General features: G+C 32.3%; 12 protein-coding genes and 1 pseudogene. 1 reads left to right on the top strand and 12 read right to left on the bottom strand.

The genetic code is table 11. The features are described 5' to 3' along the window. Nucleotides 1–206 precede the first annotated feature (206 nt). The 4 genes from COX95_04700 to COX95_04685 all read right to left on the bottom strand — a co-directional run bounded on the left by COX95_04700 (nt 207) and on the right by COX95_04685 (nt 3,357). A complete protein-coding gene (locus COX95_04700) occupies nt 207–1,181 on the bottom strand; it encodes a hypothetical protein (GenBank protein PIZ85294.1) in 975 nt (324 codons plus the stop codon). Nucleotides 1,182–1,268: 87 nt separating this feature from the next. Further along, nucleotides 1,269–1,523, bottom strand: a complete 255-nt coding sequence (locus tag COX95_04695; protein ID PIZ85296.1) for an RNA-binding protein — start codon at nt 1,521–1,523, stop codon at nt 1,269–1,271. A 205-nt stretch (nt 1,524–1,728) separates the two neighbouring features. After that, nucleotides 1,729–2,013: a DUF3467 domain-containing protein gene (locus COX95_04690; GenBank protein ID PIZ85293.1), complete on the bottom strand. Its 285-nt coding sequence runs from the start codon at nt 2,011–2,013 to the stop codon at nt 1,729–1,731. A gap of 93 nt (nt 2,014–2,106) precedes the next feature. Beyond that, entirely contained in the window at nt 2,107–3,357 is a 1,251-nt protein-coding gene (locus COX95_04685) for a peptidase U32 (protein ID PIZ85292.1), read from the bottom strand. A gap of 42 nt (nt 3,358–3,399) precedes the next feature. Between COX95_04685 and COX95_04680 the strand changes: the two genes are divergently transcribed. Then, a complete protein-coding gene (locus COX95_04680) occupies nt 3,400–4,167 on the top strand; it encodes a hypothetical protein (GenBank protein PIZ85291.1) in 768 nt (255 codons plus the stop codon). A gap of 247 nt (nt 4,168–4,414) precedes the next feature. Here COX95_04680 and COX95_04675 read toward each other — a convergent pair whose 3' ends face one another. The 8 genes and pseudogenes from COX95_04675 to COX95_04640 form a co-directional block, all read right to left on the bottom strand. Next, nucleotides 4,415–4,978: a hypothetical protein gene (locus COX95_04675; protein ID PIZ85290.1), complete on the bottom strand. Its 564-nt coding sequence runs from the start codon at nt 4,976–4,978 to the stop codon at nt 4,415–4,417. 47 nt (nt 4,979–5,025) lie between these two features. Further along, nucleotides 5,026–5,496 (bottom strand): 50S ribosomal protein L7/L12, encoded by a 471-nt coding sequence (locus tag COX95_04670; GenBank protein PIZ85289.1) that lies wholly within the window; start codon nt 5,494–5,496, stop codon nt 5,026–5,028. Between the two features lie 107 nt (nt 5,497–5,603). Continuing rightward, nucleotides 5,604–6,131 carry a 50S ribosomal protein L10 gene (locus COX95_04665; GenBank protein ID PIZ85288.1) on the bottom strand — a complete coding sequence of 176 codons (528 nt, stop codon included), beginning with the start codon at nt 6,129–6,131 and terminating at the stop codon, nt 5,604–5,606. Between the two features lie 473 nt (nt 6,132–6,604). Beyond that, complete coding sequence (locus tag COX95_04660) at nt 6,605–6,844, bottom strand: hypothetical protein (GenBank protein ID PIZ85287.1); 240 nt, start codon at nt 6,842–6,844, stop codon at nt 6,605–6,607. Nucleotides 6,845–6,855: 11 nt separating this feature from the next. Then, nucleotides 6,856–7,497, bottom strand: coding sequence for a ribonuclease HII (locus COX95_04655; GenBank protein PIZ85286.1), 642 nt, complete (start codon nt 7,495–7,497; stop codon nt 6,856–6,858). A gap of 199 nt (nt 7,498–7,696) precedes the next feature. After that, a pseudogene (locus COX95_04650) lies at nt 7,697–8,026 on the bottom strand (50S ribosomal protein L19). Nucleotides 8,027–8,114: 88 nt separating this feature from the next. After that, entirely contained in the window at nt 8,115–11,540 is a 3,426-nt protein-coding gene (locus COX95_04645) for a DNA polymerase III subunit alpha (GenBank protein ID PIZ85285.1), read from the bottom strand. Then, nucleotides 11,537–12,169: a hypothetical protein gene (locus COX95_04640; GenBank protein ID PIZ85284.1), complete on the bottom strand. Its 633-nt coding sequence runs from the start codon at nt 12,167–12,169 to the stop codon at nt 11,537–11,539. The genes COX95_04645 and COX95_04640 overlap by 4 nt, the downstream gene beginning before the upstream one ends. Nucleotides 12,170–12,648: the final 479 nt, after the last annotated feature.

Raw genomic sequence — 12,648 nt, 5'->3', positions numbered from 1 at the left:
CAAGGCTTTGATATGCATATTGGAAACTCCTTAGTTATTTGCAGGAGTCTCAAATGTTTCGTAACTTATTCAGGCTCTATCTGTCTTTCTTATTCATAATTTCCTGGATCTTAAAAACACTTTTACCGGAAACATGCGCCTTGCTTTTCTTTCTTTTTTGTTTCTTATTTGCTTTATGCTCTATATCTTTTTGTACTTCATTAAAATCATTTTCCATATATTTTTAAAATAGCTTTAGCTAATTTTTCCTTATCGTGTCTTACTAGATTTTTAGAATTTGATGTTTTTCGAAAATGATTGGATATAAAATCCGCTTTTACCACTTTAAACTTTTTATTTTTTAAATGCTGAATTTCCCCTATTTTAACAGGCTCTTCGCCTTCTTTTTTATACTCTAAAAGAACTTTTGTTGGCGGTTTTCTTATGTTAAACAAAACAAAATCTATTAACGATCGTCCTAAATATTTTTCTAATTCATCAACATAATCTTCAAGAAAAAAATCTTTCTCTCTTGCTATACTCATTAAATTACAAACATAAATTATTTTAGCTTTAGTATTTTTAAGAGCGCTTGAAAAACCGAAAACTAAAAAATTAGGGATAAGGCTTCCATGTAATGTACCTGGAGCAATTACCACCAAATCAGCTTCTTTCAGCGAATCTTTAACATCTGGGTTGATTTTTACTTTGGGCTTAAGGAATACCTGCTTAATTTTTTGATTTGAAAAATCATATGAATCCAAATACTTTTCGCCTTCAAGTATTTTGCCGTTATCAATCTTTATAAATAACCTAGTATTTTCCAGTGTTACAGGAAGAACTTTCCCCCTAGTTGCTAAGATATTGGAAGCCTCTATAACAGCATTACGGAAACTTCCGGTAACTTTTTCCAAAGAAATAAGAAAAAGGTTCCCAAAGCTATGTCCTTTTAATGACCCTGTCCTGAATCGGAAATTAAATAATTTCCTCATTACATTACTCGACTTTGATAATGCAACAAGACATTGCCTAACGTCACCTGGCGGTAAAACGCCCAGCTCATCCCTTAATATTCCAGTTGAACCGCCATCGTCTACCATAGAAACAACGGCCGTCAAATCACAATTTAACTTTTTTAAACCAGACAATACAGCAAATGAGCCAGTGCCTCCTCCTATAACAACAATTTTGGGTCTCTTCATATTTTTTATTATAACAAAAAGTCTCTCGTTAAACAATTAGTAAAAATTTTAAAGGGTATAAAAAAAACTGCCCTTCAGGGCAGTTTTTTAACCTTGCTTAGGTCTTGCTTCGTTTACAATAAGCTTTCTTCCGTCGTTTTCTTTACCGTTTAATTCCGTAATAGCCTTTTGAGCTTCATCATCAGATGACATTTCAACAAAACCAAATCCTCTGGATCTTCCAGAAAACTTGTCTGTAACAATGTTCGCTGATTCCACATTTCCGTAACCAGCAAACATTTCTGTCAGCTGTTCCTCGCTAGTAGAATAAGGAAGATTACCAACAAATAATTTCTTCGCCACTCCTTTTTCCTTTCTCTTAAGAAAATAAAAAAACGTTTTTAAGAACACATCGTCCTTTAGATTCTTAAACAATTATTAAATTTGCAAATTTGAATTTCCTTAGTGTTCATCAGAAATTATCTAATATCAATATACACTATTTAGTTAAAAATAAAAGTATTTTTATATAAAATATACGGTGCTAAATTTATATTTATAAGTTCAATTAATCTACTTTAAACCCTATTTCTCTCTTTGGTTCCTCTGCCTCTTCAATCTTACCGAATTTTTCCTCGTATTGCTTAACATTATCCTGCAAAGCCCTTAGAATTCTTTTAGTGTGTCCTGGACTAGTTATGATTCTGGATGTCAAAATCCCTTGCGGAGGAAAAATATTTAAAAAATCTAAAACAAATTCCTCTTTAGCATGAGCTATGTACATCACATTGGCATAATTTCCTTTTAAAATTTTATCATCCACTTTAACTTTGATCTCTTGTTGTTGATCCATTTGATACCTCTTATTAACTTATTTAATTATATAAACTTTAAAGAAATAAACTATATATATTTTAACAGCTACTCACCTATGTTTTAAGTTTAGCTAAATTGAATTAATCTTTCTTAACATAGAATTTGCTGGATAATTCTTATTCAATCTTATTTTTATAAATTCCTGAGGTGGCCTTGGATTAACAACTACTAATCTTTCTCCAGATATATCAATAATTTCCTCTACTTTATCATTATAAAAGCCGTCGGGTGTTAATACTTCTACATTATCTTGAACTTTGATTTGGTTTCTTGCTATAAGTTTATGCCATTGAACTTTATTTTGTGTCAATACCCCAAGAAATTTATAATTTTCTATTGGATGCCTATCTTTGTAAATCTCTCCATCCTTAGCATCGTTAAAAAGAAAACCTGTCGTATAATCCCGATGAGCAATCTTTTCTGTTTCCCGTAAAACATCTGGTAAAATTTTCTTGAATTTACCGTCATAAAAAGCATTTACTGCTTTTCGATATGCACCGGTAATAGTAGAAAGATAATATTCACTTTTATTACGACCTTCAACCTTTAATCCAACAACACCAGCATTAGCAATATCGGGTAAGTATTTAATTAATCTCAAGTCTTTTGAGTTCATTATATAAGTGCCTTCTTTGTCTTCGGAGATTTCAAAATATTCCCCTGGTCTTTTTTCTTCCTCGAGAAAAAATTTTTGATTTTTAATTTTGTATTGCCAGCGACACGGCTGGGCGCAATTACCCTGATTCGCTTCCCTACCTGTCATCGTTGCAGATAATAGACATCTACCAGAATAAGAAATACACATTGCTCCATGCACAAAAATTTCCAATTCTATGTCAGGCACTTTGATTCTTATTTCTTGAATTTCTTTCAATGTTAATTCTCTAGCTAGAACAATCCTTTTTATACCCTGTTCTTTCCAAAATTTAACTGATTGCCAATTTGTTGTATTGGCTTGAGTGCTTAAATGAATAGGAATTAAAGAATTTTTCTTAATAAAATTTATTATACCTGGATCTGAAACAATAAATGCATCAGGTTTAAATTTAGAGATTTTTTTAATATCAGATTCAAGGGTTTTTAAATTATAATTTCGTGCGAAAATATTAAAAGTTATATAGAACTTCTTGCCCAAACAATGAGCAAGGTCTATTGCTTTCTTAAGAGTTACCAAATTAAAATCTACTTCTGCTTTTCTAAGAGAATATTTTGCCAATCCGCCATAACAAGCATCCGCCCCATAGTTAAAAGCAAATCGTGCTTTATTTAAATCACCGGCAGGTAAAACTAATTCTAATTTCCTTGGTTTTGATCTAGTCATATATCTATTCTACCAAAAGTAACAATATAAAAAAGAAACAATATTTGCTTGTGTTCAAAAATTTTGATATCTTACAATAATGCTCTTTTACAAAAGGATGTGAGAAAATTGCTTGCAGGAAATATACTCAGCAATCTTGATAATAAGCTTAAGAATAGAATAAAAATCGGATTACTGTTGGGGCTTACCTTAATAGCAACGCTAATATGGAAATGGGTTTTTTATTCAACTATTATCGTGGCTTTTTTGTACAGCATGTATGAAATAAATTCGAAAGTTAAAGAAAAAAATAATAGTAATATTCATTATCTCTTGATAATTCCACCGCTAGCCTATCTTTTATTAGGGATTATTGCCGCCTCCACTTTAAGAATATATTTTATAGAAGAATTTATGTATGCGGTTTTTGCGACAGTTATAAATGATGTTTTTGCTTTTTTCGGTGGCAAGAAATTCGGTAAAAATAAACTTGCGCCAATTATCAGTCCTAATAAAACACAGGAAGGTGCTTTAACTGGCATAATTGGAGTTACTATATTCACAATAATATATGGAGTTATCTTTTTCCCACAATACAGAACAATTACAGGAATTATCATAGAGCTAACTTTACTAGGACTCTTCACAGCTTCCGCAGGTATATGCGGAGATTTATTAGAATCATGGTACAAAAGAAAAATAGGAGTAAAAGATCTTGGATGGATTTTAGGAGAACATGGCGGTATTATTGATCGTATTGACAGTCATATATTAGCTCTTACATTCTTAACTTTATACTTCCACATATTAAATTTAATAACAATACCTTAGCGAACAAATGTTCGCTCTTTTTTTATTCAAAAGAAAAAGCGCAGTTTGCGCTAGTTGGATTGTGTTTTATTAAATTTATAGTACTTCAGTGTACCGCCAATCACTGTATTATTTTTTTCTCTTACGGAGAAAGCGGTAAATATTGAGCTTTTTCTATTAATATATTTACATCCATATTCACAGATATCACCTCTCCTATATTCAATCTTCAAAAAAACAAAATTCGATACTTCTATCGTAGTTACTATTAGGAACGACTTAAACAAAGATATCTAGGAGATCGTATGCGGCTTAATATTTCTGATAGGTCTCCAGATTCTTGGTTCTTCGCTAACTTATAAAGTTCTTTATTGATTCCAAGACTCAAATGAAAATTATGAACGAGAGAATATATACTATCACTTCTCCCTTTTTGAGCATAATAGTATGCCGCCCGTATAATCTTATCTTCTGAAATTCTTATTTCCAGATTATTCCTGGTCACTATTTCAATCGCCGTTCCATAATAACCAATATCAAGCAGCTGCTTCACTATCAAACCTAAGTTTTCTTTTTTTGCATCTTGAAAATCAATGGGTAATTGACCTACCTGTTTGTGCACTTTATAACAGTTGATTAAATCAATTATAAGCTGTTCAGATAATGTCTCTTTTTTTGCTTTTTCTATAACCATTTTTTTCGCTTCTTCTATTTTCTGCTGTTCGGCAGTTGCACAGTTCTCAATAACCCGATACATAATACTACCTTCTTTCTTTTTAAAGAACACATTTGCACAATCTGCAACAACCAGTTTAGTATAATATAATAACAAAAAAACCGCTTGTTTGACAAGCGGTTTTTAAAATAAGAAATTTTAAACTATTTTAGTTCTACAGTTGCGCCAGCAGCTTCTAGTTTTTTCTTAGCTTCTTCTGCATCAGCCTTTGGAATATCTTTCTTAATTTCTTTTGGAGGATTATCAGCTAAATCTTTCGCTTCTTTTAAGCCTAACTCTGAATTAATTTCTCTTACGGTCTTAATAACATTTATTTTCTGGTCCCCTGATGCTACAAGTACAACTGTGTAATTAGCTTTTTCTTCAGCTGCTGGGGCTGCACCTGCTGCGGCACCAGGAACTGCAGCGACCGCTACTGGAGCTGCTGCAGATACTCCAAATCTTTCTTCTAATTCCTTAACAAGATCTGCAAGCTCTAAAGCGCTTAAAGATTCAATTTGAGAAATTAATTCTTTAAATTTTCCAGATGGCGAGGCTTTTTTTTCTTTCTTTTCTTCTCTAACTTCTTCTACTTTTTCCTCTTTTGTTTCTTCTTGTTTTTGTTCTTCTGCCATATTTACCTCCTGAGGCTCCGGAATATATATTTTTTGCCGGAGCCGAAGCCCGCCAAAAACTGTAAGTGAGAGCGGGCAATCGACTAATTATTTTTATTATTAATTATTTATACTTTTTCGACCTTCTCCTTATATTGATTTAACACAAAAACTAATCCTCTTAAATTGCCTTGTATCACTGATAGCAACCCCCTTAAAGGCGAAGAAAGACTTCCGACAATCTTTGCGTATAATTCTTCTCTGCTTGGCAAATTTGCTAATTGAAGAATTTTTTCTCTACTAACGTAATTGCCTTCAATAATTCCACCGATAATTTGAAGATTTTCATTACTATCAGAAAACTCTTTTAGAACCTTTGGCGTATCTACTTCATCCCCATAACCAAAAGCAATAGCAATGGGCTGATTAAAAGCGTTTTCATCAACTGATATACCGGCATTTTTAGCCGCTATCTTAAAAAGAGTGTTCTTTGCAATCTTATAATCAATACCCTTCTCCCTAGCTTTTTTTCTAAGATCGGTAATATCCGCTACGCTTAATCCGCTATAGTCAGTTAAAACTTCTACCCTACCTTTTTTAAATTTATCGGTAAGATCTGAAACTATTTTCTCCTTTTTCTCTTTTGTTATTGGCATTTAATTTTCCTTTCTTATAAAAAATCTCGGATTTAACCGAGGATAATAACAATAAAAATAAGAATTTGTTACTGCCCTCGGTAGCAAATTAAGTCCTTCGTGGACAGCTACTTTCTTCGGAACAAATATAATCTTATACAAACTTCTTAAAACTGTCAAGCATAAAAAAAGAGTCAATTGACTCTTGTGGTGTTTATATTTAGAATATTCGCTTTGTTATACTGTATTGTTAAATTACGTCTAGCGGCTCAAGCCAAAATGGGTCTGAAGAATCTGCATCATAATTATCGGGAGGATTATAAGAATTGTTATTTGTGCTTGTGGTTTGATTGTCTTCTTTTTCATTTTCATAACTTAATAAATCATCTGGTATTAATTCTTCCGGGATACACATATAATATCGCCTCCTTATTTCAAAAATCATCATCAAAGATGAGAATAATAGTTTATATAATTATCATTTTTCAGTCAAATTATTTTTTAGGAGACATTTTCTCATTGGCAATCATAATAGCAATTATAATACTTAGTATTGCAAATATTTGGACAATTGAAAAAAACGGTTTTAGAATAAAATCTAGAATACTACGTCCTTGAGGGGTTTTATCAAGAATTTCGATAATAATAAATATTACGATCATATAAACAATACCAGTAATACAAGCATATGGCGCTACATTTATGCTATACTGCATTCTTTTCCTAAAATCCATAGATACCTCCTTTAAATTTTATATGATTTTCTATGCAAGTCCGTAAGGCCGTGTTTTTTTATAGCTTCCTGATGTTGTCTGGTGCCATAACCTTTGTTGTTCTCAAAATTATAGCTTGGATGTTTTTTATGCAGTATATTTAAAAGTCGATCTCTTTTAACTTTTGCTATTATTGATGCTGATGCAATAGAAACTGATTTTGAATCTCCTTTTACTATAGTTTTTACTTCAATATCGGAAGTTAAATAATTCCATTTTCCGTCCAATAAAACTATTTCAGGAATAATTTTTAAATTTGACAAGCACCTTTCTGCGGCTAATTTGATACCCTTACTTAAACCCAAGATATCTATTTCTTTGGCGGATACTTCTCCAAAAGAATAATCAATGGAAAAATCCAAAATTGCGGAAAATAATTCTTCTCTTTTTTGAAAACTTAACTCTTTGGAGTCTCTAACTCCATACTTTCGTTGATTTTTACCAAGAATAATGGCACCAATAACTAAAGGACCAGCCCATGCCCCTCTACCGACTTCATCCATACCGCAAATAGCTTGGTAGCCTTTATTATATAGTTCTTTTTCTATCTTTAAATTTGGAATCATTAAAAACAAAAAAGGCAAAAGGTTATTCTTTTGCCTTCTCTCTATCATTCTCTTTTTGTTCTTCTTTTGGCTTTTCTTGTTTTTCTGGCTCTTTGGTTTCTTCTTGAGGAATCTTCTCTTTTTTCTCTTCTAGTTTTTTCTTTTCTTCCTCTTGCTGTATAGCCTCTTCAACAGATTCTTCTTTTTGTTTCGCTACTTCTTGCTCTTGTTTATCATCTACAACTAATACAGACTCTATGGGATCAACTTTTCTATCCTTAAGCTTTTTGGCCATTTGCCTAATATTTCTAAGATATGATAAATCTCCTCTTTTAACATGTGATCTCTTCTTAATCTGAATTTTTGTTAGAAGGGGTGAATGTATAGAAAATTTTCTTTCAACGCCAATCCCTTGGCTAATCTTTCTAACAATAAAAGAGGCTCCTGGTTCTAACCCGTGACTTCTTTTGATTACCACACCTTCAAATGCTTGTTCTCTTTCTTTATTTCCTTCTTTAATCTTCTGATAAACACGAATAATATCACCTGGTCTTATGTCAGGCATTTTACTATTTTCTTTTAATATGATTTTACTCATCTTTATAATTCCTTTCGCTTTGCCATAATAGCAATATCAAAAGGTTAGCAAAAAATTAACGTTTGGTCAACTATTTTAGTGACCTTTACTAACTTTTTATCTCTACTTGATTGCCGGTTATTTTTTGAAGCTCTATTTGTACTTTTTCAAGATTAACACTAAAAGGCAACTTAATTTTTTTTGAATTGCCATTGTTTTTTAAATCAAGAATAACCTCATCTTCTCCGCGATTACTATCTAACATGACCTTAATTTTAGCAAAAACCTCTTTTTGATCTTCATCTTTTATCTCTACTGAAACAATCTTTAATAATCTTTCCACTAAATTTATATCGGCTTCACTCAACTCTTTTGCCCTATCGGCAATAATTTTTAAATCACCTTCTTTGTTCTCTGATATCTTTCCTTTTATCAAAATCACTTTATCTTCCTGCCAAACGCCAGAATCCTCCTGAAGTATCTTAGGAAAAACAAGAATTTCTATACGACCAGATAAATCTTCTAAAGAAGCAAAAACCATCATTTCTTTGTTTCTTGTAAATACCCTCTGAATTTTAGTTATAATCCCGCCAATTATTACTCGTTCATTTAAAAAATCTTTTGTTATCGAGCTAACTGGGGTAGTTTTTTTCTCTAGATATTCCTTGAAATCTCTTAAAGGGTGCTCGGAAATATACATCCCTAAGAGTTCTTTCTCCCATGCCATCCTTTGTTTTTTATCCACATTAATACCTTCTTTTAAAACAAGTGTTTCTTTTGTTTCATTTGCACCAAACATTGAAAACATATCTGTCTGGCCGCTTATGCTGTCTTTTTTTGTCTTAGAACCGAGGTTTAATAACAATTCTATGTTGCCTAAAAGTTTTCCCCGATCCTCTAATGCATCAAAGCTACCTGATCTTATTAAACTTTCTATAACTTTCTTATTGATCGCCTGGGGATCAATTCTTCTTATAAAATCTTCAATTGATTTATATGGACCGTCTTTTTTTCGTTTTTTAACTATAGACTCAATTGGTCCGTCTCCTACATTTTTTACCGCAGATAAGCCAAATCTTATATTATTAGTCTGGGGCACAACCGCAAAACCTGCAAAACTTTCGTTAACATCCGGCGGCAAAATTTTAATACCCATCCTTTCACATTCTGTTACTTCAATTGCCACTCTATCGATATTGTGTTGATCAGAAGTCAAAAGTGCTGCCATAAAACAATTGGGAAAATGAGCTTTTAAATATGCTGTTTGGTAAGCAATCAATGCATAACAAGCAGCATGAGATTTATTAAATCCGTATTGGGCAAAATCTTCCATCATTGCAAATATTTTTTCAGCTAAATCCTTTTTAATCCCATTATTGATAGATCCATCTATAAATAATTTTTTCTGTTTAATCATCAACGATTTTATTTTTTTGCCCATTGCTTTACGCAAAGTATCTGCCTGAGGTCCTGAAAAACCAGCTATATCCTTTGCAATTTGCATCACTTGTTCCTGATATACCGGAATTCCATAAGTCTCCTTAAGGGCATTCTCTAGTTTTGGATGTAAATAAGTAACATTCGCTTTACCGTGTTTTCTCTTAATAAAATCATCTATCCACTGCATTGGACCAGGTCTATATAAAGCCACGATAGCGATAATATCTTCAAAAATGGTTGGTTTAAGCTCTCTCAGTATTCTTTTCATTCCTTCACTTTCTAGCTGAAAAACTCCGGTTGTTTCCCCTCTGCTCAAAAGCTTGAATGTTTTTTTATCATCTAAGGGAATTTTTTCTATATCAATATTTACTTTTTCTACTGCCTCAATAACTTCAATCGCATTTCCTATAACTGTAAGGTTGGATAAACCAAGGAAGTCCATTTTTAAAAGACCGAGCGACTCCAGTTCATCCATTTGAAATTGAGTCACTATGGAAGTATTGCCTTTAACTGCTTTTTGCAGCGGTGCATAAGATACCAATGGTTCTGGTGAAATCACAACGCCTGCGGCATGAGTTGACGCATGTCGCACTACTCCTTCTAATCTCATGGCATAATCGTAAAGTTTTTTTATATTGGGATCATTGATATATAAGCCTTTTAACTCGGGTGACATATCCAATGCTTCTATTAAGTGAGCACCAAAAGGTATAAGTTTTGCTATCCTATCAACTTCGCTATAGCTTACTCCCATAGCTCGTCCTACATCTCTAACAGATGCCCTAGCTGCCATTGTTCCAAAGGTTATAATCTGAGCAACACGATCAGACCCATATTTATTGATAACATAATCGATAACTTCACCTCTCCTGTCGTCTGCAAAATCCATATCGATATCAGGCATAGAAATTCTTTCTGCGTTTAAAAACCTTTCAAACAAAAGATTAAATTTTAGAGGATTAAGATCTGTAATGTTTAAAACATAAGAAACAATACTGCCGGCAGCAGACCCCCTGCCTGGACCAACAAGAATTCCAGATTCTTTTGCATAGTTAACGAAATCAGCGACAATTAAAAAGTATGACTCAAACCCCATTTTCTCAATCACACTCAATTCATAATTCAATCTATCTTTAATCTCTTTTGGAACTTTACCTGATTGATCTTTATATCTTTTTTCCAATCCTTCATTACATAACTTTTGCAAATAATTTTTTGGGGTCTCGCCTTCTGGAACTGTAAAATTTGGTAAAAGATTTTGACCAAGTTCTAATTCAACATTACACTGATCTGCAATTTTAATACTATTTTCAATTGCTTCAGGACAATCTTTAAAAGCTTCTATCATTTCGTCTGGCGGCAACAACGAAAGATCAGAATCAATTTTTAGTCTATCCTCATCTTCTAGGGTTTTGCCGGTTTGCACACATAAAAGAATATCGTGCGCTTCTCTGTCGTCTTTATTAATATAATGAACATCCTTGGTAGCAACTAAGGACGTATTGGTTTTTTTTGCCAAGTCAATCAAGTTTTTATTGGCAATAGCCTGATCTTCTATTCCATGTTGATGCTGTATTTCTAAATAAAAATCATTACCAAAAATATCTTTGTAATCTTTTATGGCATTTAATGCTTTAGCAGTGTTACCGGATAAAGCATATCTTGCCACTTCGCCGCTAAGACATCCCGATAAAGCTATGATACCTTCATTGTGCTCTTTAAGCAGCGCCTTATCTATTCTGGGAGTATAATAATACCCTTCAAGATGAGCAATGGTTGTAAGCTTTAGAAGATTTAGATAACCTTCCTTATTTTTAGCAAGTAAAGTCAGATGAAAGGCATCTGTATCCAATTTAGGAACTTTAGAGGTATGACTACGCTGAGCAATATAAGATTCCATTCCCAAAATAGGCTTTATATTTCTAAGTTTTGCTTCTTGGTAAAATTCTAAAACACCGTACATTACACCATGATCTGTAATAGCGATAGAATCCATGCCTAGCTCTTTAACGCGATCTAGAAGATTAGGAATCTTACCCATCCCGTCCAATAAACTGTAGTGAGTGTGAACATGAAGGTGAACAAATTGTTTCATAAATCAAACTCTTTGGTTTGCTTTTTCCGCTTCTCGAAATATAGAATACTTAAAGTAATTATTGTTACGATTGCTATAATAACTAAAATTAGTACTAAAACACGGATAACCATAAAGTGCGTAAAATCGACAATGCCTTTAGTAATACTCTGCCCTAATTTTGAATCAGCTAAAAAAAGAATAATAAATATTGAAACAATAGTATAAATAAAAATATTTTTAATAAGACCGCTTTTTGATGGAATATAATAAGTAACCAGCGCTAATATTCTCTCAAAAAAATTAAGCTTAGCTTCCGGATTGCCTTCAATATCTATAAACGCTTGATGATAAAATTTAACCGCTTCTTCAACTTCTATTGAATTTAAATTATAAGAAAGTTCATTTAAAACCAGACTTCTATGCTCTCTGGCCTTTTTAAAATTTTTAATATTAGAAAATTTTGATTTGGCTGAATTGATCCTCTCTATAATATCTTTACCGGGATATCCAGCCTTGATCAGCGCATTATCAATTAATTTGTCTGCCTCAATTAAGGCCATTTTATAACCTGAGGTCGTTTTTTCGGCTAGACAATCTTCGACTATCTGCCAATTTATTACTTCTGTAACTTTAAAATCCTTACTCATCGAATATAGTTTAACATTTACTAGCATGGAAATCAAAGCTTGCTTTGAATTAATTTACTTTTTGTGCGATCGAAAAAATAAGCGATATTCTAGATCAGATATATAATCAAACATATAAAAAATGAATGCATAGAATATAATTGTAGAGAAAACAGATGCTTCTATAACTGAATTACCTTGATATAAAAATGCAAGATCTACATAAGAAAAGGTGTCAAAAAAAGGAACTAATAGCATATCTGTTACACGATAAAGAAATGGGAACCCTAAATTTAAAATTTGGAAAAAGTAGCGCAGCACCAAAAGACTAGCTATTATAATATATGTCCCAAATATTATTGATCTTTTTATCCTTTTGCTAAGCATGAATAAATTTTAACTAGCCGAAATTCAAAAAGCATTGACAATGCTACCAGAAATCAATGCTTTTAAATAAAAATTTGCAAAAAATAACTATATTTTCACTAAAAATTTCTCAT

Source organism: bacterium CG_4_10_14_0_2_um_filter_33_32, from assembly GCA_002792735.1.
In the GTDB taxonomy this organism is placed as follows: domain Bacteria; phylum Patescibacteriota; class CPR2_A; order CG2-30-33-46; family CG2-30-33-46; genus CG2-30-33-46.
This window is presented reverse-complemented; position numbering and strand designations above follow the sequence as displayed.